16 protein-coding genes are annotated in these 23500 nt (G+C 65.5%); 6 read left to right on the top strand and 10 right to left on the bottom strand.

Annotation, left to right across the window (positions count from 1 at the left end; all coding sequences use genetic code 11):
- Positions 1-284: 284 nt before the first annotated feature.
- From ASE49_RS11980 to ASE49_RS11965, 4 genes are all read right to left on the bottom strand, one after another.
- Positions 285-2627 (bottom strand): xanthine dehydrogenase family protein molybdopterin-binding subunit, encoded by a 2343-nt coding sequence (locus ASE49_RS11980; RefSeq protein ID WP_056772580.1) that lies wholly within the window; start codon positions 2625-2627, stop codon positions 285-287.
- Positions 2624-3613 carry an FAD binding domain-containing protein gene (locus tag ASE49_RS11975; protein WP_056772577.1) on the bottom strand — a complete coding sequence of 330 codons (990 nt, stop codon included), beginning with the start codon at positions 3611-3613 and terminating at the stop codon, positions 2624-2626. The genes ASE49_RS11980 and ASE49_RS11975 overlap by 4 nt, the downstream gene beginning before the upstream one ends.
- Positions 3610-4116, bottom strand: a complete 507-nt coding sequence (locus ASE49_RS11970; RefSeq protein WP_056772575.1) for a 2Fe-2S iron-sulfur cluster-binding protein — start codon at positions 4114-4116, stop codon at positions 3610-3612. Before ASE49_RS11970 ends, ASE49_RS11975 begins: the two co-directional genes overlap by 4 nt.
- A 101-nt stretch (positions 4117-4217) precedes the next feature.
- Positions 4218-6884, bottom strand: a complete 2667-nt coding sequence (locus ASE49_RS11965; protein ID WP_056772572.1) for a LuxR C-terminal-related transcriptional regulator — start codon at positions 6882-6884, stop codon at positions 4218-4220.
- 306 nt (positions 6885-7190) lie between these two features.
- Here ASE49_RS11965 and ASE49_RS11960 point away from each other — a divergent pair, with 306 nt between their 5' ends.
- The 3 genes from ASE49_RS11960 to ASE49_RS11950 all read left to right on the top strand — a co-directional run bounded on the left by ASE49_RS11960 (position 7191) and on the right by ASE49_RS11950 (position 10389).
- Complete coding sequence (locus ASE49_RS11960; protein ID WP_235522967.1) at positions 7191-8093, top strand: LysR family transcriptional regulator; 903 nt, start codon at positions 7191-7193, stop codon at positions 8091-8093.
- 92 nt (positions 8094-8185) lie between these two features.
- Positions 8186-9955, top strand: a complete 1770-nt coding sequence (locus ASE49_RS11955; protein WP_056772570.1) for a M14 family metallopeptidase — start codon at positions 8186-8188, stop codon at positions 9953-9955.
- A 47-nt stretch (positions 9956-10002) separates the two neighbouring features.
- Complete coding sequence (locus tag ASE49_RS11950; RefSeq protein ID WP_442945993.1) at positions 10003-10389, top strand: c-type cytochrome; 387 nt, start codon at positions 10003-10005, stop codon at positions 10387-10389.
- A 93-nt stretch (positions 10390-10482) separates the two neighbouring features.
- Here the strand turns inward: ASE49_RS11950 and ASE49_RS11945 are convergent, their stop codons facing one another.
- Together ASE49_RS11945 and ASE49_RS11940 are read right to left on the bottom strand one after the other, a co-directional pair.
- Positions 10483-12204: a hydantoinase B/oxoprolinase family protein gene (locus ASE49_RS11945; protein WP_056772566.1), complete on the bottom strand. Its 1722-nt coding sequence runs from the start codon at positions 12202-12204 to the stop codon at positions 10483-10485.
- Positions 12201-14240, bottom strand: coding sequence for a hydantoinase/oxoprolinase family protein (locus ASE49_RS11940; RefSeq protein ID WP_056772561.1), 2040 nt, complete (start codon positions 14238-14240; stop codon positions 12201-12203). Before ASE49_RS11940 ends, ASE49_RS11945 begins: the two co-directional genes overlap by 4 nt.
- Positions 14241-14424: 184 nt before the next feature.
- Here ASE49_RS11940 and ASE49_RS11935 point away from each other — a divergent pair, with 184 nt between their 5' ends.
- Positions 14425-15741, top strand: coding sequence for a purine-cytosine permease family protein (locus ASE49_RS11935; RefSeq protein WP_056772558.1), 1317 nt, complete (start codon positions 14425-14427; stop codon positions 15739-15741).
- Between the two features lie 14 nt (positions 15742-15755).
- Positions 15756-16127, top strand: coding sequence for a nuclear transport factor 2 family protein (locus ASE49_RS11930; RefSeq protein WP_056772554.1), 372 nt, complete (start codon positions 15756-15758; stop codon positions 16125-16127).
- Between the two features lie 8 nt (positions 16128-16135).
- Here ASE49_RS11930 and ASE49_RS11925 read toward each other — a convergent pair whose 3' ends face one another.
- The 4 genes from ASE49_RS11925 to ASE49_RS11910 form a co-directional block, all read right to left on the bottom strand.
- Entirely contained in the window at positions 16136-17071 is a 936-nt protein-coding gene (locus ASE49_RS11925) for a sugar phosphate isomerase/epimerase family protein (RefSeq protein WP_056772551.1), read from the bottom strand.
- On the bottom strand, positions 17071-18744 hold the full coding sequence (locus tag ASE49_RS11920) for an FAD-dependent oxidoreductase (protein WP_056772549.1): 1674 nt from the start codon (positions 18742-18744) through the stop codon (positions 17071-17073). The genes ASE49_RS11925 and ASE49_RS11920 overlap by 1 nt, the downstream gene beginning before the upstream one ends.
- Positions 18744-19298, bottom strand: a complete 555-nt coding sequence (locus ASE49_RS11915) for a gluconate 2-dehydrogenase subunit 3 family protein (RefSeq protein WP_056772546.1) — start codon at positions 19296-19298, stop codon at positions 18744-18746. The genes ASE49_RS11920 and ASE49_RS11915 overlap by 1 nt, the downstream gene beginning before the upstream one ends.
- Before the next feature lie 80 nt (positions 19299-19378).
- A complete protein-coding gene (locus ASE49_RS11910) occupies positions 19379-21472 on the bottom strand; it encodes a TonB-dependent receptor (protein WP_162234246.1) in 2094 nt (697 codons plus the stop codon).
- Positions 21473-21929: 457 nt separating this feature from the next.
- On the opposite strand from ASE49_RS11910, the gene ASE49_RS11905 reads away from it, so the two are divergent.
- Complete coding sequence (locus tag ASE49_RS11905; RefSeq protein ID WP_056772538.1) at positions 21930-23486, top strand: Na+/H+ antiporter; 1557 nt, start codon at positions 21930-21932, stop codon at positions 23484-23486.
- Positions 23487-23500 lie beyond the last annotated feature (14 nt).

The following is a 23500-nucleotide window of genomic DNA, read 5'->3' as shown; positions in this document are numbered from 1 at the left end:
CTTTATGTTAGCTTCGCGGTAATCTGGGGCCGGCGCTGGAGACCGGTACTATCGACGGTTCACACCTTGGGCATAAACGCCCACCTCGGGGGAGATCGCGACACGGTCGCTCCAGTCGTCAGACGCCTCTCTCGGTTATCATGCGGCTGCCCCCAAGTTGGGGGAGCCCCTTTATGAGAGCCGACTGTAATTGCCTGTGGCGCTGGGCAAACTAGCCTTTTGCGCAGCGCCCCGCAGCAGCACCGGTGAAAGGCGCATGCCGGTGCTGCTGCGTTGCGTGTGTATCAGATCAGGCGGTCGAGGGTGATCGGCAGATCGCGTACCCGTTTTCCGGTCGCATTGTAGACGGCGTTGGCAACAGCTGCGGCAACGCCGGTGATGCCGATTTCGCCGATTCCGTGCGCCCCCATCGGGGTGTGCGGATCGGCGATATCCGTCCAGATCACGTCGATTTCCGGTACGTCCAGATGCACCGGCAGGTGATATTCGGCGAGGCTCGGGTTCATGATCCGGCCCGACCGGTCGTCCACCATCGTTTCTTCCATCAGCGCCATGCCCAGGCCCATGATGATGCCGCCGCGAAACTGGCTGGTCGCGGTCTTGGGATTCAGGATCCGGCCGCAGTCGAACGCGCCCAGCACGCGGCTGACCCGCGTTTCGCCGGTTACCGCGTTGACCCGCACTTCGCAGAACACCGCGCTGTACGAATGCATCGACCAGTGCATGAGTTCGAGCGGCGCGGACCCCGCCTTGGTAGCGGTCACGCTATCGCGCTGGGCGCGGGCAAGGATCGAGGCGTAGCTTTCGCGCCGGCCCGGCTCGTCCAGCTTGGCAAGGCCGCCTTCGTCGCTGCCCACCTCGTCGGCGGACAAGCCTGCCAACGGCGAATCGTTTCCGGCCAGCGCCAGCAGCTCGTCTACCAACGCCGTGTGCGCCGCGATAACCGCAGCCCCGATCGCGGCGGTCTGCTGCGATCCGCCGGCCATGATCGCGCCCGGTATCGCCGAATCGCCATATCCCACCTCGATCGCCTCGATCGGCAGACCAAGCCGTTCGGCAGCCACGATCGCGGTGGTGGTGGCGGTGCCCATGCCCATTTCCGCCGCCGCCACTTCGACCTTGGCGCGCACGGTGTCGCCATCGCGGGTAAGGGTGATGCGCGCCTCGGCGCCCGGCATCCGGTAATAGGGATACGTTCCGGTCGCGCAGCCCATGCCGGTGCGCCACTCGCCCTCCTGTCGCGCGCCCGGCACCGGCGAGCGCTGATCCCAGCCGAACCGTGCTGCGCCCTGCCGCCAAGCCTCCACGATGTGGCGAGAGGAGAACGGCAGCCCACTGGTGGGGTCCTTCTCCGGCTCATTGCGGATGCGCAGTTCGACGGGGTCGATGCCCAACTCGACCGCCATTTCGTCAATGGCGGATTCCAGTGCGAACGTACCCACCGCCTCGCCCGGCGCGCGCATGAAGGTGTTGGTCAGCAAGTCCATGCGCGTCGCCTCCACCTTCAACAGCAGATTGGGCGCGGCATAGGCGCTTTGCGTGCCCAGAATAAATGGTTCGGGCATGGCGTTGTGCGGGGTGATCACCGTAAGGCCGGTGTGGATCAACGCCTGGAACGTGCCATCGGCGCAGGCCCCGATCGCCACGCGCTGTTCGGTCAATGTACGGCCGCCGACGATCCGGTACACCCCCTCGCGCGACAGGGCGATGCGCACCGGGCGGCCTGAGAGGCGCGCCGCGGCCGCCGCGATGATCTGATGATCCCACAGCCCCTTGCTGCCGAACCCGCCGCCGACATACGGCGAGGTAAGATGCACCTGCTCGGGCTTCAGGCCGAAAACCTCACCGATGGTCTGGGCCTGCTGGCTGACCATCTGGCTGGCGTCGTGGATCACCAGTTCGTCGCCGATCCATGCCAGTGTGGCGGCATGTGGCTCGATCGGATTGTGATTATGGCGCGGGGTGCGATAGGTGTGATCGACCTTGTGCGCTGCACTGGCGAAGGCGCCTTCGGCATCGCCGATAGTGTTTTCAAGGGGCCCGCCCATGAACACGCCCGGTTCGATCCCGTTCGCCTTGGCCCCTTCCAGTGTGGTCGTTGCCGGCTCGGGCGCATACGTCACGCGCAGCAGGGACACTGCGTGATCAGCCTGCTCCTGCGTCTCTGCCAAGATGCAGGCCACCGGCTGTCCGTTCCAGTGGATGCGGTCGTCCTGCAGGATTGGCAGGTCGGACGCACCGACCGCAGTGGGCGAAGACCCGAACAGCGCGGGCGCTGCCATGCGCGGCGCGTTATGATGGGTCATCACCAGAACGACGCCGGGCGCCGCCTGCGCCTCTGCGCTGTCGATGGCAACGATCCGGCCGCGCGCGATGGTGGAGTAGGCGAGCGACGCATAGACCATGCCATCGAACCGGTGCTCGGCCGAAAAGTGCGCCCCGCCAGACACCTTGAGCGCGCCGTCCAGCCGCGAGACGGGCTTGCCGATGAGGCCATGCTTGCGCGCGATCAGGGGATCGGGCACCCCGCCCGGAATCCAGCTGTCGGGCGCCAGCGGCACCAGCTTTTCCATCGCGGATTGCAACAGTCCCTGTGCCGCCTGCTTCGCTGTATCGACAATGCTCATGCAACGTCTCCTGTCGTCAGCGCGCCCAGCACGGCGGCAAGAGCGCGGCCCGCCAGCGCCGGCTTGAACGCGTTATCGCGCAACGGACGGGCATCGGCGAACTCCGCCGCTGCCGCATCGAGAAACGCCTGCTGCGTGGCCGGTCCACCGCGCAGCGCCGCTTCGGCCTTGGTGGCGCGCCAGGGCTTGTGAGCAACCCCGCCAAAAGCGATGCGCAGATCGGCAATTCGGTCCCCGTCCATTTCCACCGCCGCCGCTACGGAAATCAGCGCGAAGGCATAGCTCGCCCGGTCCCGCATCTTGCGATACGTGGCGTTCGCCCCGAACGAGAGCGGCGCCAGCTCAACAGCGGTGATCAGTTCCCCCGCCGCCAGCACCGTGTCCTGATCCGGGCGGTCACCGGGCAGACGGTGCAAGTCGGTGAAAGGCAAGCTGCGGCTGCCTTGCGGCCCTGCCACATGCACCGTGGCGTCCAGCGCGGCGAGCGCAACGCACATGTCAGATGGGTGGGTAGCCACGCATGCATCGGACGCGCCGAGAACCGCGTGGATGCGGTTGAACCCATCTTGTGCATCGCAACCCGATCCCGGCTCACGCTTGTTGCAGCGCGCGCCATCGACATCGTAGAAATAGAAGCACCGCGTGCGCTGCAGCAGGTTGCCGCCTACGGTCGCCATGTTTCGGATCTGCGCGGAGGCGCCCGCCAGGATGGCACGGGCCAGCATCGGATAGCGCTGGCGCACCGCGGGATGCTCGGCCAGCGCGGTGTTGCGCACCCCCGCGCCGATCAGCAACCCGCCATCTGCGCGCTCCTCGATCGTGGTGGACAGGCCGGTGACGTCGATCAGCCGATCCGGACGGGCGATACCCTCGCGCATCAGATCGACGAGATTGGTGCCGCCACCAAGATATGCCGCGCCGGGCGCCGTGCCGTGCCGCAACGCCTCGGCGACTTCGCCTGCCCGTGCATAGTCAAACGGGGTCATGCGGGCACCTTCGGGGCGATAGTAGCCTGAATGGCATCGATGATGCCGTTGTACGCGCCGCAGCGGCACAAGTTGCCGCTCATCCGCTCCTGAATTTCCGCGCGCGTCAGCGTGGTATCGGCGGACAGATCGTCGCTGAGGTAGCTGGGCACGCCGCGCTGCGCCTCTGCCGCCATGCCGATCGCCGAGCAGATCTGGCCCGGCGTGCAATAGCCGCACTGGAACCCGTCATGCTCCACAAATGCCGCCTGCAGGGGATGCAGTGCACCGTCCTGCGCCAGCCCCTCCACGGTGGTGACCTGCCGCCCGTCGTACTGCACCGCCAGCGCCAGGCACGAAAGGATGCGCTCCCCTTCTACCAGCACCGTACAGGCGCCGCACGCGCCCTGGTTGCAGCCTTTCTTGGTACCGGTAAGGTGTAGCGTTTCGCGCAAGTGATCAAGCAGCGATACGCGGGCATCAGCGGGGGCAGGCACTGCCGTCCCGTTTACGATCAGCGACATTCAGAGCCCTTTGAGAAGATGGTACGGCAACGAAACGAAAGTAGACGCCATTTGTGCCCCGATGGCAAACACCCATCAGGCATCACGAGCCTTTCGTGACCCTATTGCGGCGGCAGGAGTTTCTGGCTGGCGGCGACAACCCCAAGGCGCTGCGCTTCAAGCACGGCCTCGGCGCGCTTGTTTACCCCCAGCTTCTGGAAAATGTTCTGCAGATGGAATTTCACCGCACTTGCGGACACGTCCAGTTCCCGGGCGATCGTCTTGGTGGCCTGACGCTGGGCGAGTAGCTGGAGAACCTGTAATTCGCGCGGCGCGAACACCAGCCCGCCCGATGCCGCCTTTGCCCGCCCGGCGATCGCTTTCACCACGGCCGCGCAAAAACTGCGGGTATTGCGCCGCGCTGCCCGGAAGAACGATGCCGCCTTCATCTTTTCCATGACGAGCAGCAGCGCCGCCCCGCCTTCGATGAACGGCTGCAACACGCCTTCAGGCTCGGCCAGGCTGATGGCGCGATAGAGCGCCTGGATGGCCGTGTCCGGCGCACCAAACTCGAAGGCGCACAGGGCCCTGAAAACCAGGGCGCGGATGATCGCGTTTCGGCGGCCACCGGTTTCGGCGTCATCGAGCAGGCCCGTGACGACATGCTCCAGCGTGTCACGGTCGCGAAGATCCAGCGCCTCTTGCGCGTCGAGCAGACAGGCCTCATCGCTGGCCCGCCAACCGATCGCAAGCCCCGATGCGTGATCCGCCTCGGTATCGAGCTGGCGCCAACGGGCACGCGGGTGTTCACCATCGCCCTGATAGCCGCAAGACACCACGCCGGCGCGCAGCATACGGCAAAAGCCCTCGATATCGCGCAAGCCACGACCGCGCATCAGCCGGATGCCGCGGTCCAGCAAGGCCAGCGCGCCATCGGGATCGTCTTGCGTCAAAGCAGCGCGGGCACCCACCCGGTAGCCGATGACGAAAGCATCGGGCCACCCCTCGCCCGCTTCAAGATCTCGCAGCGCGGCGTTGATGCGCTCCGGCAGGCCCTGTGTGTGCCCACGCTCCAGTTGGACTTCGCACAAGATGCAATCGGCTACCGCGATAAGCCCGGCATCGTCCGGCATCGCCTGCGCGATCAGCAGACGCGCATCGTCGGCAAGTTTGCTGGCATGCTCCAGCCGCCCGCTGGCAAGAGCGATCATAGCCTCCACCAGCAGGGCTGAACCCAAGCCGTAATAGCTTGCGGCGCGCTCGTACGTGCTGCGGGCGGCTTCGATCTGTTCCTGTGCCTGACCCGTGTCGCCACGTCGCAGATAATGCAGGCTGCGCAGCGCGTGAACGAATGCGGCATTGGTGAGATCGTTGGTGTAGCTGGACCAGAACGCGCCTTCCGCCACTTGCGCGTCCGTGAGTTCCGTGTGGGAGTGAAAGGCGAGCACGTGCTGCGCGATCACATAGTCCGCATAGACGCGCGACAGCGTTGGCGACTGGTAGGCCATGTCTTCGCTCAAACGCGCGCCGGCAGCCTGCAGCAATCGTCGCGCTTCGCGAAACCGCCCGTCCTTCATGGCGACGATCGCCTGGGTGATGCAGATCTGCGCAGACTGTTCGACCGCATGGGGCGCCATCTGCGCCATCGCCAGCTTCAGGCGGCCATAGCCCGACGATCGCAGCAGATCGGTGCTGGTGAAAGTTTCGAAGGCCATGCGTGCCAGCGCCTGATCGCCTGCATTCTGCACCAGCGCGATCGCGGCTTCCGGCGCACCCGCTTGCGCCAGATGCAACAGCGCGTGGCGATAGGCCGCTGCCCGGCGCCCCGATTCCGCATTCAGCAACTGGCGCGCGGCGAAGGTGCGCAGCAGCGGGTGGAGGGTGAACCCGCCGTCCGGCCCGTGGCGCACCTGGCCAAGCGGGGCGAGGCGATCGATGTCGTGGAGGATGCCATGAACCGGCTCCGGGCCAGCGAGGCGGGCAAGCAGTCCGGTTTCCACCGTATCGAGCATCGAGGTGTCCGCCAGCACCCGCCGCACAGCGTCTGACAAACCGAGCCAGATGTTGTCGTGGATCACGGCAGCCAGCAGTCCGCCCGCGTCGTCAAGCAACCCGCCCGGGTTACGATCCGCGTCCGCCATCCCGGCCGCCGTCGCTTCGGCGATGGGCCAGCCTAGCGTCACGCCGTGGAGGCATGATGCAGCCTCATGCCCGGCCTGCCGGCGATACGCGGTCCCCTCGTCCGGCGTGAAGGCCAGCTGCGCGGGCAGAATCGATCGCACCAGATGCGGCGATCGCAGCTGCGCCAGCATCGGGCTGCATGGCGTGCGTGAGATCAGGCTCAGCCGCAGACCGGCCCCGGTGCATTGCAGCAGGTGACCAAGCACCTTGCCGTGCGACCCCAGATCCAGGTTTCCCGCGTCCACCACCAGCATCACCGGATGGGGCGCGGCATTGACCCAGGCCCGAACCGCGCCAAGCCGTTCGCCGGTGGCGCGGGTGCCTGCAGGCGCATCGCCGCCAGCGCGCGCCAGTATCGCGCCCGCCAGTGCATCCAGAAACACGGCAGGGTCGGCCATGTGGGACGGCTCGACATCGAGCCAGCGGTATTGCACGTCGGCGCTGGCGGCGTGGGCTGCGGCAGACAGCAGTGTGGTCTTGCCCAGCCCGGTCGGCCCGTACACCTGCAGCACACGCCAGGTAGCGTCGAACGCCACATGCCGTCCCAAACGGGCCAGCCGCACGTCAGGCAGGAAGGGCGGCGGCACCTCCCCTTCGGTCATCGTCATGCGCACGCGGCCCGGCACGTTGTCTTTGGCGCGTCATCTGACGGGGATACCGAGCCGATAGCGCATGGCACGATCAGGCGGGCCTGGCCGCAGCAGCCGGGCGGGGCCTCTTCGCCGATAAGCGCATGGGTCTGCGCGCGTGGTGCCATGGCCGCACGGTAACCACCCCGGCCATGCCAGCGCAAGGTCCAGTATGGCCGCGCCTGGCCGAATATGCAGCATCCTGTCCATCTGACCGGGCTGCCAAGGCCGCGCACTTTAGTATCCTTCCCATTCTTTAACCGTGGCGGTGGAAGGATTGTATCCATGCTGATGGACGTGGCGATGCGCTATTTCTATGAGGCGGCAAGCCAGGGCTCGATGCGCCTGGCGAGCGAGAAGCTGGGGGTGGCGGTGTCGTCCATCAGCCGGCAGATCGTGCAGCTGGAAGGGTATCTGGGCGTCAATCTGATCGAGAAAGGCCGGCGTTCGGTCAAGCTGACGGAAGCGGGCCAGCTGACGTACGACTTCCATCGCACGCAGATCGCGGAACTGGACGCCCTTCGCTCGCGTATCCAGGATCTGCGCGGCGTGCGCAAGGGTTCCATCCGGCTTGCGGTGGGCGAGGGGTTCCTGACCAGCGCCTTTTTCCAGACCATCGACGCCTTCCACAAGAAGAACCCCGGGCTCAGCATCGACACCCATGTGGGATCGACAAGCGAGATCGTGCACATGGTCGAGGACGACGAAGTGCACATGGGGCTGGTGCTCCAGATCGACCCGGAACCCAAAGTGCGGGTGCGCCTCTCCGTCGCCCAGCCGCTCATGGTCATGGTCCATCCCTCGCATCCGCTGACGCGCAAGAACCAGGTGTCGCTGGCCGAACTGGCGCAGCATGACTTGTGCCTGCCGCCCAAGGGCTTTCGCATCCGCCAGATCCTGAGCCAGATGGAAGCGGCGGCGGGTGCCCGGCTGGATCCGGCCCAGACCACGTCCTCGATCGTGATGATGCGCGATCTGGCCTCGGAAGGCCGGTTCGTGACTGTGCTGCCCCAGATCGCCGCGTTTGGCGAACTTGCCAACCGCAGGCTGGTCGCGATTCCCTTCGCCGAAACCCAGATCGAGCCGGTGTCCGTCCACCTGATCACCCGGCTGGGCCGGCAGCTGGAAGGCGCGCCGGCCAAGCTGCTGACCACCCTGGAAGCGAAGATGCGCAGCTGGACGCATTGACGGCATGCAACGTGCCCGTCCTGCACACGCAACGAACAGGCGCTAGACCTCACGCGTTCGTCTGCCGCCACGGGTGAACGGAAAGGACCGCCATGAATGCCGCTTACTGGCCGCCGGAGCGGCGCGCGCCGTTGCCGCCCGTCCAGCACTGGACCGGTGCCAGCGAGGCGTTGATACGCGCTGCGTCCGACCCCTGGGTAACGCCAGCCGAGATCGATGATTTCGACACCACGCCGACATATCCGGACACCATCGCCTATCTTGAGCGCCTGAGCGCGGCATCGCCGCTCATCCGCCTGCGGAACTACGGCTTTTCGGCCGAAGGCCTGCCGCTCACCCTGGTGGTTGCCAGCAGGGATCACGATCGCGCCCTGGCGGCCCGGCAGGACGATGGCCCCGTTCGCGTCTATGTGGAATGCGGCATCCATCCCGGCGAGATCGATGGCAAGGATGCTGGTCTCATGCTGCTGCGCGACATCGCAGTTGGCGACAAGGCCGCGCTGCTGGAGGCGTGCGACTGGTTCTTCGTGCCCGTGCTCAACCCCGATGGCCACGAACGCCGCTCCGCCTTCAGCCGCCCCAACCAGCGGGGGCCCCGCGAACAGGGATGGCGCGCATCAGCGCAAGGGCTCAATCTCAACCGCGATTTCATGAAGGCACACGCGCCGGAAACCCGGGCTGTCCTGACCCTGCTGAACACCATTGATCCCGACCTGTTCATCGACCTGCATGTCACCGACGGGCTCGATTACCAGTACGACATTACGTATGGATTCCAGGAGGGCCGCTATTCCGCCTCGCCGGACCTGAGCGCCTGGCTTGAACACACCTATCGCCCGTTCGTGGACGCGCACATGACCGCGCTGGGCCATAGCCCCGGCCCGCTGATCCTGGCCGTGGACGACCGCCAGCCCGGACTGGGCCTGATGCTGCCCGCCTTTCCGCCGCGTTTTTCGCATGGCTATGGGGACATTCGCCACATCGCCACGGTGCTGGTGGAAAACCATTCCCTGAAGCCAGTGCGCCAGCGGGTGCTGGGTACGTATGCGTTGCTGGAAGCCTCGTTGCAGGCCGCCGCGCGCTTTGCCGATGCGCTGCGCAGCGCGTCACAGGCTGACCGAAGCCGCAGGCCCGATACCGCCACGTTGACCTGGGCCATGGCCGACATGCCCGCGCGCACCATCGCGTTCCACCCCATCGAGAGCGAGTTCTACGATTCGCCCGCAAGCGGCACGCGTGAGGTGCGCTGGCTGGGCACCCCTGCCCCCACGGTTGAAACGCCGGTCCTGGGCTCGGTTGCCGGCGCCGTGATCCCACGGCCCAGCGGGTACTGGATCCCGGCCAGCGAGTTCGAGGTATTAGACCGGCTGCGGGCGCACGGCGTTGCCATGACCACCACGCGCGAGTGGACCGACGCCCCTGTCGATATGCTGCGGCTGGGTAACCTGGACGTTGCCGGCGGCGTGTCCGAACGGCGCATCGTCCTCAAGGCCGACGTGGTTGCCGTGGAGCATCGCCACGAGCGTTTTCCGCCCGGATCCGCGTTCGTCACTACGGACCAGCGCCTTGGCGACCTGGCCATCCAGCTTCTGGAGCCGGTCTGCGCGGATTCGCTGTTCGCGCAAGGGTACGTCTCGGGCATGCTGGACCCGGTGGAATATCTTGAGGCCTACGTCATCGCCCCGATGGCCGATGACATGCTGGCGAGCGACCCCGCCTTGCGCGCCGAGTTTCACGCCAAGCTTGCTGCCGACAATGCGTTCGCCGCCGATCCTGCTGCCCGGTTGAAGTGGTTCTACCTGCGTTCACCTTACCGGGACGAACGTCACATGCTGTACCCCGTGGCGCGCTGCGCCGCGTGACTGCCGGCGATCCGGCCACGGTTGCGATCAAACACGAGGACGATACTGTGAAAACCCTTTCTCTTTCGAACGCCGCGCTCGTCGCTTTTGGGATGCTTGCGGCCACCACCGCGCAGGCCGCCCCGCCGCCCGCGGCGGGCGCGCAGGTGTTCGCCCGCAGCTGCGCGATGTGCCACACGGTCAATGCGGGCGGCCCGAACAAGCTGGGGCCGAACCTTGCCGGCGTTGCCGGGCGCAAAGCAGGCAGCGTGGCCGGATTTCGCTATTCGCCGGCGATGGCGAAATCGGGCATCACCTGGAATGCCAAGACGCTGGACGGCTTCCTGGCCGCCCCGTCAAGTGTAGTTCCGGGCAACCGGATGGGCTTTGCCGGCGTGAAGGATCCCGCCCAGCGCGCTGCTCTGGTCACGTACCTGACGTCGCTGGGCAAATAATCCGCACCCGTCTGTGAGGCGCGCGGCTGAAAAAATGGCGCCTGAGCCTTTCCGGCCCGGGCGCCATTTTTCGTGTCATCGCAACGCGCGCCGTCAGCCTGCGCGCAGGGCCTGCGTTGCCGCTTCATCGACCCGGTCGCCGACGATGGCGACCTTGTACAGGTCGCGCGCGGCGGCGGGCGACACGTAGCCGTCCAGAACATCGTCCAGAACCGCTGCAGGATCGCGCTCGTGCGCAGGGCCATAGCCCGCACCGCCTGCGCCGCGCGCAACGGCGCGGTCACCCACGGCGACCGGCATGCGATACGTGCCCACCCGCTTTTCCTCCGGCGTACCAAGGCGCACGATCATCTCGTTGGCATCCGGCTGTGCGCCGCCGCCCAGCGACCAAGGCTTTTCCTCGGAGCGCTTGGTGATCGACAGGAATTCGCCGTCCTGCGTGAAGCGGATCACCCGTTCGGTCCCGGCGCCGCCACGGCGCCTGCCCGCCCCGCCGCTGTCGGTCTTCACCTCGAAGCGTTCCATCATCATGCCGGTTTTCATCTCGATGACTTCGGTGGGCGTGTTGCGCACCAGACTGCCCGAAATGTGGTTGGTCGCGTTGATGCCGTCGAAGCCGGCACTGCCGCCCCAACCCACCGGCTCGTTGTTCGAGACCGCATATATGGCCTTGGTCACCGGGTCGTTGCCGATCATCATGAAGCCCAGCGTATCACCGCCCGAACACGCCGCGATCCGATCGGGCATACCTTGCGCCAGCGCCTTGTAGACCAGTTCCAGCGCCAGGTGTGCGGGCCACTGGGTGAACGTCGCGACCGGATAAACGGCGTGGAAAAGGTTGCCTTCGGGCGCAATCACCTTGAGCGCGCGGAACGAGCCCGCATTGTTACGCTGCGCCGGCGAGGTGAGCGATTTCAGCACGAACTTGCAGATCGTTTCGGTCAGCCCGATCGGGATATTGATCGGACCGCGCACCGCTGGCGAGGAACCGGAAAAATCGCAGGTCAGCCCATCCTCGTCGATCGTGACCTTGACGTGGATCGGCACCGGATCGTCGGTGATGCCATCGTCGTCCACCACATCGCCCGCTTCCCACGTGCCGCGCGGCAGGTCTGCCAGGGCACGGCGAACCAATGCATCGCTGGCCAGCTTGATGCGTGCCACCGCTTCGTCAAACGGGCCGCGCCCGAACTTGCCCAGGATGGCGTTGAGGCGTTCGACCCCGGTGCGGGTGGCGGCCACCTGCGCATCCAGATCGCCCATGACCGGACCGGGCATGCGTGAATTGAACTTGATGATGTCGATGATGTCCTTCACCGGCGCGCCGTCCTTGTAGATGCGCGTGCCGGGAAAGATCAGGCCTTCCTGATGCATGTCGGTGGAATCGAGCACATAGCCCGGATCCTTCGCGCCCAGGTCCATCCAGTGCGCCCGGATGCAGGTGTACGCGAAAGGCTGGGCCTCCCCATCGGCGAAAACGGGCGCGAACAGCGTGGCATCCAGCGCATGGGCCGAATTCCAGTACGGATAGTTCATGATGAAGATATCGCCCGGACGCATCGTGTCCGCGCCGGCAAATTCCACCCCCTTGCGGATCGCATAGTCGTTCGCGCCCAGGAAGAAGGCCAGGCCCGGCGCGTCTGCGATCAGTTCCAGTTCGCTGTCGTAGATCGAAATACCGAAATCCAGCACCTCGTAGATCACGGGGTTGAACGCGGTGCGGATCAGCGTGCGGCGCATCTCCTCCGCTGCCGACACCAGATAGCTGCGGATGACTTCGACGGTCGCGCCGTCAAGCGTGGCTGGGGTGCTCATGCTGGTTTCCTGCGGACGATGAGGTGGCCGTGATCGTCAACGTGCACGGTCTGGTCGGAATGGATCACGGTGGTGGTGGTGCCTTCCTCGATGATCGCGGGACCGTCGAAGGCGTGGCCCGCCCCCAGTAGCGCCCGGTCATAGACGGCGAACGGCGTGCGGCTGCGGCGCGCAAAGCAGAACGCCTCACGCGTGCCGACTTGCGCCTGGGAAGCCGGGCCGTGCGCGGGCGGGACGATCGGCAGCGCGGGCTTTGGCATGACCGCGCTGGCCCGCACGCGCAAAGTCACGATCTGCACCGGCGCTGCGATCGCGTGGCCGTAGCGTTCGCGGTGCAGGTCATCGAAGCGCGCGCGCAGCATCGCCAGGTCTTCCCCATCGGCCAGTTCGATTTCCAGGGCATGTTCCTGCCCGGCGTACCGGCATTCCACCAGGCGTACGAACGTGTGCTGCGCGTCCTTGCCGCTTTGCCCCTCAAGCTGCGCGCGCGCATCCTCGACCAGCTGGGCGAACGCGACGTCGACGGGGGCCTGCGCACCCGGCTCCAGCAGGCGCAACTGCGTCTGCGCAACGTCGGTCACGATATCGGACATCAGCATGCCCCATGCCGAGAACACCGCCGGCGATTGCGGCACGATCAGTTCCGCGTTCATCACTTCGCGCGCGATCAGCGGCGCGATCAGCGGGCCCGCACCGCCGAATGCCAGCATCGAGAAATCGCGCGGGTCACGGCCGCGCTCCACCGTGATTTCGCGGATGGCACCGGCGGTGCGGGCCACCAGCACGTCGAATATGCCCGCAGCGGCGCGGTCTATATCGATGCCAAGCGGGCTGGCAACGCACTCCTGCATGCCTTGCCGGGCAGCGGGCACGTCCAGATCGACCGTGCCGCCCAGAAACGTGGAAGGGTCCAGGAAGCCAAGAATCAGTGCCGCGTCCGTCGTGGTCGGCTCCGATCCGCCCCGGCCATAGGCGATCGGACCGGGCTGCGAGCCGGCGCTTTGCGGACCGACCTGAAGCAGGCCTTCCTGCACCCAGGCGATCGAGCCACCGCCGGCCCCGATGCACCGGATGTCGAAGATCGGGATCAGCGCCGGCAGGTCCGCCAGCGGCGCCTCGTGCATCACCAGCGGCTCACCGCCCTCGATCACGGCGGCGTCAAGGCTGGTGCCGCCATAGTCGAGGGTCAGCACCCGGTCTCGCCCGATCGCCCTGGCCAGTTGCCCCGCGCCGATCAGCCCCCCTGCCGGCCCCGACAGCACGGTGTAGATCGGCGCCTTGCGGGCGGTCTGCGCTGTCATTGCACCGCCTGCGGACCGCATGATCAGCAGCTTGCCGTCAAAGCCTGCCTCGATGAGCCCGCTCTCCAGCCGGCCGATATAGTCGTTGAAGATGGGGTTGATATACGCATCGACGACGGCGGTGGCGGTGCGTTCATATTCCCGGTATTCGCGGGTGATCGCGCTGGATGCGGAGACTGCCAGTTGCGGATAGGCCTCGGCGATGATCTGCGCGGCGCGCATCTCGTGCACCGGATTGCGATAGCTGTGCAGGAAGCAGATCGCGACCGAACGTATCCCGGCGGCGACCAGCTGGCCGGCAGCGTCAAGCACGGCGGCCTCGTCCAGCGGGTCCACTTCGTTGCCCTGCGCATCGATGCGCCCGCCCACCCCGAAGCGGTGGCGCCGCTTCACGATGCTGGGCTGGCGCTGGTAGCGATAGTCGTACATCGATGCGGCAGGCACGTCGGCCCGGCCGATCTCGAAAATGTCGCGAAAGCCCGCGTTGGTGATGATCCCGGTTTGCGCGCCCCGCCGCTCGATCACGGCATTCAGCCCTAGTGTGGTGCCGTGAACGAACAATTCGGTATCGGATAGGGACACCCCCAGCCGGTCGAGCGCAGCCAGCACGCCGCGCACCGGCTCGTCGGGCGTGGTGGATGCCTTTGCCAGGCGCGTGGTGCCTGTTTCGGAATCGAACAGGATCGAATCCACGAATGTCCCGCCGATATCGACGGCGACGCGAAATCTCTTCATTCAGTGCATTCCCGCAACTTGTGCCCCGGTGATGCGATGCGATAGTATTGCGCAAACGGTTCAAGACGCGCCGAATTCATTGCACCGGGCGCAACACCGGCACTGCACCCTTGCCGCACCGGCCATATCTGACACGATCGCCGGCAATTGGCATCGGGCCACGCCCGCCCGGAGATCGTATCTGATGAAGCTGTTGCGCAAGATTGCAGAACTGGTCGAGCGCAATCCCGATCGTCCGCCCGGCGCTGACGACATGCGCGGCTGGCCGTTCCTGACGATGGTGCTGGTGGGTGTGTCGATCTCGGTGCCGTTCTTCGCGTTCGGGGGCGAACTGGGCCAGCACGCGAATTTCACCACCGTGGCGCTGGGCGTGGTCCTTGGCAGCGTGCTGCTGGGCCTGTGGGGGGTGATGACCGGCTATATCGGCCTGGTGGCGCGGCTGCCCACCGCGATGATCATCCAGCGCACGTTCGGGCGGCGCGGGTCGCTGGCGATCGTGGCGATGATGGTGCTGACCTCGTTCTGCTGGTTCGGCCTGCAGACGCAGATCCTGGTGAAAAGCCTTGCCGCGATCCTGCTGACCCAGCTGAATTACCGGCTGGACGAACGGATCGGCATCGTCCTAGTCGGCGCGCTGATCGCCTCGACCGCTGTTATCGGCGTGAAAGCGATGGGTAAGGTGGCGCTCGTCAGCGTGCCGCTGCTGCTGCTGGCGACCCTGGTGCCGCTGGGTATCGGGCTCTATCAACATGGGCCGGACAGCCTCTTCGCCGCGCGCACCTTTGCCGAGCCGATGGGGCTTGGCATGATCGTTTCCGTAGTCGTGGGCGCGGAAGTGTTCGGCTGTTCGATCAATCCCGACCTCAGCCGTTTCCTGCGCACCGCGCGCGACAACGCCACCGCGATGACGATAAACTATGCGATCGCTTTCCCGCTGCTGCTGATCCTGGCGGCGGCGCTGGGCACGCTGTACGCCAGCGCGGACCTGGTGGCGACGATGCTGGCCGCCGGCATTGCCCTGCCGGGCACTCTCATCATCATCCTGGCCACCTGGACCAGCAACGACAAGAACCTCTATGCCTCCGCCCTTGCCCTCTCGGCGCTGTTCCCCAAGGTGGAGCGATGGCTGCTGGCGGCGGTGGCGGGCGTGCTGGGCACGTGCCTTGCCGCGGCTGACATCCTGGGCCATTTCATCGTCTGGCTGACCTTCATGGGGCTGCTGATCGCGCCGATGTCCGGCGCTTACGTTGCCGACTTCCTGCTCAACCGCACCCGCTATACCGATGCCGACGCGCCGTTGGCGGCGGTGCGCATGGCGCCGCTCGGCGCTTGGGTTTTCGGCATTCTCGTGGGCATTGCCACGCTGCCGCGCGCCAACTTCGGACTGGGCCTGTTCGAACTTACCCGCGCACCCACCGTAGACGCGCTGCTGGCCGCGATGCTGTTCCTGTTTCTGGCGGATCGCGTAGGCCGAACGCGCCAGCACCCTGCCTATTCCTGATTGCCGGAGCTTTCATGACCGATAACCCGATCATCCGCATGTTCACGTGGTGGAATGCCGCGTTCCGCGCTGACGATTTCACTGCGCAGGGTTTTGCCCAACATTTCACCGACACCGCGCCGTTCATCGTCGATGGCGGCGTGCGCGGCACCGGGCCGGCGCAGATCGCCACGCATTTCGCCGGCATTCGCGCCGCATGCACGGCGGTGGAGCTGGTGGTGCCCCCCCTGGCTTCCCTGTGTGACGACGCGCAGGGCTTCGTGCACTATCGCTGCACCTACACCGCAGACGGAAAGAGCGGCTCGGAAGTGTGCATGGCGCATGCCCGCTTCGAAAACGGCCGGATCGCGCGCTTCGAGGTGATCGGCCGCATCGAGGCGGCCTGACAGTTGGCCTACATCAGGGGGGCAAGATACTTCTGGGCATCGGCCGCGGTGCGCAGCGGATCGGTGGGAACATCGTATTCGACGAAGAAGTGCGCCACGCCGGCCTTTTCGGCAGCAGGAATGATGCGGCGGAAATCGACCAGCCCGGTGCCCGGATCGCGCACGCTGCCATCGGCGGCCACATCCTTCATGTGCAGCATCTTGAAACGACCGGGGTAGCGCTTGAAATAGCTGACCGGGTCGACCCCGGCCTTGGTAGCCCAGGCAAGGTCAAGTTCCAGCTTGAGCTTGGCCGGATCGGTGCCGTCGACGATCAGATCGTACGGCACGTCCGTGCCCACCTTTTTGAATTCCTGATCGTGATTGTGATACGCCAGCTGGAAGCCGCGCGCGTGCGCGGCATCCGCCGCCCGGTTCAGTGCGACGATCAGCTGCTTGATCTGCGCGATTGACTGAAGCTGCGATGGCCAGCTGATCTGCCACACAATGTAGGTCTGGCCCAGCGCTCTGGCCTGCTTCGCGCACTTGTCGATCAAACCCTCGACATGGTCGAAATCGAATGCCTCGATAAACTTGCGCTCGAACGTCGCGCGATCGATGCGTCCCGCAACGCCAGCGTCGAAAACCTCGTACAGGCCCGGCGGCATGATGTGCTGCGAGGGTGACACCAGTCCGTGGCGATCGAACACCGTGCGCACGTACGCCGGATCGCGGCCGAAACTGCCCAGCGTTTCCACCTCCTTGTAGCCCATCGCCGCAACTTTCGCGATCGTGCCTTCGAAGTCCGCGTCCAGCAGCGCCATCAGGGTGTATAGCTGAATCCCCAGCCGGCGGCGGGGCGGGCGGGCTAGCGCCGAGGCGCCGCCCAGCATCGCGCCTGCCGTCAGCAGGGCGCCGCCGCCCAGCAGGGTCCGGCGCGAAAGTGCGGACGCGACATCGTTCATTACAGCACCCCTTGCTTCATCTGGTCCGCCGCGAACGACGCAGCGCGCGCGGTCAGCGCCATGTACGTCAACGACGGGTTCTGCGCGGCCGACGCGGTCATGCACGCACCATCCGTCACAAACACGTTGGCGGCATCATGGCACTGGTTGTGTGCGTTGAGCACGGCCTTGGCAGGATCCGCGCCCATCCGCGCGGTGCCCATTTCGTGGATCGCAAGGCCGCCCGGCCCCAGAGTGTCGCCCACCGCGAAATCGGTCGCGCCCGCCGCGTGCAGCATCGCTTGCGCTTCGGCGGCCATGTCCTTGGCCATCGCCAGCTCGTTGGCATGCCAGGTGAACGCCACGTCCAACTGCGGGCGGCCCCACGGATCGGTGTCCTTCGCCAGGGTCACACGGTTGTCGGCATACGGCATGCACTCGCCCATCCCGCCGATGAAGATCTGCCACGGGCCGGGCTGGCGCAGGCGATGCTTCAGCCCGGCGCCGATATCCTCGCCATCGGCTCCGCGCGTCCACATCTGCCGAGACGCGCTACCCTGATAGCCATAACCGCGCGCGAAAGGCCGGTCGCGCGTGGCCACGTTCTGGAAGCGCGGGATGTAGATGCCGCTGGGGCGGTTGCCCAAGGGCTGCCGATCGCCGAAGCCGGGAATCGTGCCGATGCCGAACGGCCCCATCACATGGTCCATCAAATAGCGGCCCAGCGCGTCAGACCGGTTAGCGAAGCTGCGCCCGCTACCCGCATCGATCGAATTGAGCAGGATCTGGGTGGAGCCCAGCGTGGAGGCGTTCAGGAACACCACTTTCGCGCCCAGCGTGGAACGCTTGCGGGTCTTGGCATCGATGACCCGAACTGCGGTAACGCGCCGCCCGGAAGGATCGTACACGAGCGAATCGACCACGACATCAGTCATCACCTTCAGCCGTCCGGTGGCTTGCGCTGCCGGCAACGTGGAGCTTTCGCTGCTGAAATAGGATCCCGTCGAACAGCCGCGAATGCACGGGCCGCAGTAATGGCACGGCAGGCGGTCACCCAATTGCCGGGTCAACACGGCGCTGCGCTCGTTGATGATGCGCCGCCCGTTCATCTTCTGGGCCACGGCATCGCGCATATGCTCCTCCACGCAGTTCATCCCATGCGGCGGCATGAACTCTCCGTCCGGCAGCGAAGGGATGCCGTCCCTGTCGCCGTTCACGCCGATGAAGCGCTCCACGTGGGCGTACCACGGCGCCAGGTCATCGTAGCCGATCGGCCAGGGAATGCCGTGCCCGTCCTGTCCGGCCTCGGCAAAGTTGAGGGGGGCCAGGCGGAACGAGGCGCGGCCCCAAGTGATCGAGCGGCCACCCAGGTGATACCCGCGAATCCAGGCAAATTCGGCTTCAGGGCTGGTTTGATACGGGTTTTGGGTGTCGTTCACGAACCAGTGGTCGATCGCGTCGGACAGGCCGGCAACCTTGGATTGCACCTTGTAATCGCGCGCGTAGCGCTGGCGATCGCCGAACCCGCGATACGGCAACTGGAACGGCGCCAGATGTTCGGTGGTATAGTCGGTTCCAGCCACCACGTTGCGCCCGCGTTCCAGCAACAGCACGGAAAAACCCCGCTCCGTCAGTTCCTTGGCTGCCCAGCCGCCCGAAATGCCGGAGCCGACGACGATGACATCGGCGTCCATCACGCCGCTCCCGAAGGCGTCAGACTGAGGGAAATTCCCCAAGTGTTGAGCGAGGGTGCGCGATCGTTCCTGCCGATCACTGCGCAGGCATCGTAGGCACCGGGCACCAGGTTCAAGTCCAGCTCCTCGCTCGCCCCCACCTCACTGGTGTAGTAGCCATAAATCGTAAGCTTGCGCAGCGTGGGCGCCCTGAACCGGCCGCCATCCCGCAGGTTGGCCGCCGGATCACCGGTTTTGAACGCCGCCATGACCAGGTCCAGCTCCGCGTCGCAGCGCTGCCTCTCCGCATCGTCCATCCAGTGCTGGTACATCATCTCAATGAACCCTGTGACACCGGCCTGCTTTGCCCCCGGCGTCTCGTCAGCGGGAATGATGATGTCCACCAGCTGATCGAGGGCAGCGTGGCGCGGGGCGGGAAACGGCGTGTAGGACGGCGGCGGCGGAACCGCGTTGGATGCATCGGCAGGGGCCGCCATCGCCATGTGACCCGCGTGGCCCGCCATGGCCTGCGCCATCGCCGGGCTGCCGAAAGCTGCGGCCGCTATCCACTTCAACGTGTCCCTGCGATGCAATCGTCATACTCGCTTGAAAAAGCAAAGGCCGGCGGCGGTTACCTCGCCGGCCTTTGGGCGAATCAGAACTTCACGCCGAATTCCACGCCATACTGGCGCGGCGCATTGTAGCTGGCCAGCGTGGCGTTACCAAGCGCGTGGGGGCCCACGGCCATCGGGGTCCGCTCGTTGCTGAGGTTGCGGCCGATCGCCGCCAGCGAGAACTGCCCGAACTCTATGCCGACTTTGGCGTTGAAGAAAGTCTTCGGCCCCGTTTCCAGGGTGTTCTGGACATCCCAGTAGACGTTGCCGCGATGCGACGCGTCGCCATGCGCCACCAGCTTCACGCTATCCGACAGGTCCGCTTCGTAATCGACGCCCAGTTGCGCGGTGAAGCGATAGATCTGCGGGATCACGTTGTCATGATAGGCGTCCTGGTCTTCAGGCACGAACGACTTGATCTTGACATCCGAGTACCCGACCGACGCATTGATGCTGAGCCCGCGCATCGGCCGGATCGACAGTTCACCCTCGGCGCCCATCACCTGCGTCTTGCCGATGTTGGAAATGGCCGTGTAGATGCCGTCACCCGCGATCACGCGCGAGGTGGAGAACTGCTGGCCCTTGAAGTTGGTGTAGAACAAGGCGCCGTTGAGCGTCACCATGTTGCCGGCAAAGTTGCTCTTGAACCCGACTTCGTAGTTGTCCGCCGTTTCCGGGTTGTAGGTCAGCAGCGAATCGGCGCTGCCGGGGTTGAACCCGCCCTTGCGATAGCCTCGCGAATACGTGGCATACGTGAACAGATCCGGGCTCCACTTGTAGGAAACCGATGCCTTGCCCTGCGGCTCGCTGAACTTCTGCTTGTAAAGCAGCGTGTTGACGTGATCGATGAGCTTCTGGTTCTCCCAGTCGTACCGGAAGCCGCCCGTCACTTCGAGGCGATCGGTAAGCGCATAGGAAACCTGGCCGAAACCGGCGAAGGTTTCGTACTTGCGGGTGGTGTCGGTCTTCGAGAAGAAGTCGGGCGGATTGCCGGCGTTGCCATACTGGCTTTGATAATCGCGGGTCTCGTCCTGATAATAGAAGCCCACATTCCACTTGAGCGGGCCCGTACCATCGGAAGTCAGGCGCAGTTCCTGCGACCAGGTGGTATCCACGAAACGCACGGTCTGCGTGTAATTGTCCGCAGCCGTGAAATCGCCATCGGCGGTGGTATAGTCCCGCCCGCGTGAATAGGCGGTCACCGCCGTCAGGGTTGCGCCGCCCAGCGCCCAGTCGCTCTTGAGCGCGTAGCCGCGCAGCTTGGTCTTCACGATACCGGCCTGATTCTCGCTGGGCTGCGGGATCGTGTCACGAAAATCCGCGTCCGGCACAGGCGCCAGCCACAGACCACCGGTCTTGCTGTCCGTCGTCGTCGCGCTCAGCGCAAAGCTGAGGTTTTCCGTGGGCGTGAACAACAGCTGCGAGCGTGTGGTCAGGCCCTTGCCGAAGTCCACGTTCTTGGGATTGGCAAGGTTCTTGATCAGACCGTCGGTGTCATAGGCCGAGGCGCCGACAGTGAAAAACAGCTTGTCCTTGATGATCGGACCCGAAAGACTGGCCGTGGCGCGCTTTTCGTTGCCTTTCAGATACTGGACCGCCGCGCTGCCGGTGAACTCGTTGGTCGGCTTGCGCGTCACGATGTTGATGGCGCCCGCGATCGCGCCGCCGCCGTACAGCGTACCTTGCGGTCCGCGCAGGATCTCGATCTGCTGGACGTTCACCAGATCCTGCTGGAAGAACATCTGCCCGGGCTGAACCACGCCGTCCACGACCGTGGCAAACGGAAACTCGCCGTCACGGCCCAGCGTGGTGAAGCCGCGGAACGACACCGTCTTGTAGCCGGGATAAAGCCCGTCCAGCACGACGAGGTTGGGGGTAAGCCGCACGGCATCCTGCAGCGTGCGCAAGTCCGCATTGCCGATCTTGGCCTGCGTCACCACGCTGATCGGATCGGCCACAGTCTGCGCGGTTTCGTTGCGCTTGCGGGCGGTCACGGTGATTTCGTTGGGCGCCTGCGCCGTTTCGTCGGCAACCTGCGCCAGTGCCCGATCGGAAAGCCCGATCAGCGTGCCCGTTGCCAGGACGGAGGAAAGCAAGGCCTTGGTTGTGAAAGCAGTCAGAAATTGTCTCGTCATAGACTTAACCCCCATGCGCTGAAAAACCGGAGCTGCGCTGCCATGAGCATGCGGGCCCCGCGTTATCCTCCTGGTGTATGTGTGTGCCGCGCTCGTACCGGCCCGGTTCTGTGATCTGGCTTTGAAGCTCGCCGTTCGGCCTGCATCACCGGCGGGTGCCGGCGATCGCGCCATCTTGCTCTGCGATGCTTCCACTTAGCGGGCGGGCGATCAATACGCTCGGCAGCCCGCTTTCATTGTCGCTGGCGCAAATTAACCGCGCCATCTTCCGTCCATCCCCCCGCTTTGAGGCCAGCTTTTGGGGGAACCAAAGCAGGGGCCGGGCCTTGATCGTGGATCAGCCGGCCCGGAGAAGGACAATGGGAGAATACACCACCTTGAACGCGGCGGGCCGTCGCTCATGCGCAATTTACGGGCATCTGCGCGTGCTTTGGGCAAGGACAGGTGCGCCAGCCGCGTGAACATCCTCCAGGCGATACTGATCCTGCTGGCGGTCGCGCTGGCTTTGACGCTGCTGGCGCGCCAGCTGGAGGTTCCGTCAGCGGTGATGCTGATCCTGGGCGGGATGGTCCTGGCGTTCGTGCCGGGCATCTTTCACGTTCCCTTGAAGCCGGAGCTGGCGCTGGCCTTGTTCCTGCCGCCCCTGTTGCAAGCCAGCGCGCTGCGCACCGACTGGACGATGTTCAAGACCAACATCGTCTTCATCGTCCTGCTGGCCTTCGGGGCCGTGCTGTTCACTGCCGGCGCGGTGGCGCTGGTGGCCCGCCAGCTGATCCCGGGCTTAAGCTGGACGGCTGCGATCGCGCTGGGTGCCATCGTCGCCCCGCCTGATGCCGTCGCAGCCGCATCGGTGCTCAAGCGCTTCAAGCTGCCCAAACGGATTGTTGCGGTGCTGGAAGGCGAAAGCCTGATCAACGATGCGTCCGCGCTGGTGCTATACCGCTTCGCCATCGGCGCGACGGCGGCCTCAGTTGCAAGCGTGGGCTCGGCATTGGGCAGCTTTGCGCTGATCGCAGTAGTAGGCACGCTGGTCGGTGTCCTTGTCGGGCTGGGCGCCAACTGGCTGATGCGCCGCCTCAAGGACAAGCATCTTGAAATCGTGGTATCGTTTCTGGCTGCGTTCGCCGCTTATCTGCTCGCCGAGCGCATAGAAGGCTCGGGCGTGCTGGCGGCGGTGGCGTGCGGCGGCCTGATCGGACGCGCGCAGGTGAAGTTGACGGCAACCACCCGGCTGGAAAGCGCCAGCGCCTGGCAGCTCATCGAGTTCGTGCTGGCAAGCCTGGTGTTCCTGCTGGTCGGCCTGCAACTGCATGGCATCCTGTCCCGCCTAGAAGACTACAGCGCGGCCCATCTCGCCACCTTGGGCCTTGCGCTGGCGGTCACGTTGATCGTTTCGCGGTTCGTGTGGGTCTTCGCCACCTTCTATCCCGCCAACGCGGTCGTCGCGGTGCTGCGCGGGGGCAAGTTCACGCCGCCGCTCAGCTATCCCACGATCATTTCCTGGACCGGTATGCGCGGTGTCGTCAGCCTGGCCGCCGCACTGGCGCTGCCCAGTACGTTCGAAGCGCGGGACCTGATCGTGTTCCTTGCTTTCTGTTCGATCCTGTCAACGCTGGTTCTGCAGGGCACCACCTTGAAGCTGCTGATCGGCTGGTTCGACTTGCGCGATCCGGATATCGCGGCCGCCAGCCCGGCTCTGGTGGAAGCGCGCGCCATCGTGGCGGCGGCCATTGCCGGCATAGGCACGCAGAACGAAGGGACGACTCACGACGTGCTGGCCGGCATCAGGCGATCAGAAGCTCATGCCGCGCGCGAAGGGCACGTGTTCGATCAGCAGCGTCTGCGCGCCATTGTGGACGAGCGGCTGGCGGCGCTGGACGCGGCGCGAACCAAGCTGCGCGAACACCGCGGCGAGCTTGATGGCGAAACGCTGGCCACCCTGATTCGCGAGCTCGATCTGGAGGAGGAGCAGGTCCGGCTGGCGATGGGCGACAGCGTGCAGACGCCGGTTTGAGCCGGCCTTGCACG

This window comes from Novosphingobium sp. Leaf2 (genome assembly GCF_001421325.1).
Lineage (GTDB): Bacteria > Pseudomonadota > Alphaproteobacteria > Sphingomonadales > Sphingomonadaceae > Novosphingobium.
Note: the sequence above shows the minus strand (reverse complement) of the source record. Positions and strands in the feature narration are given on the sequence as shown.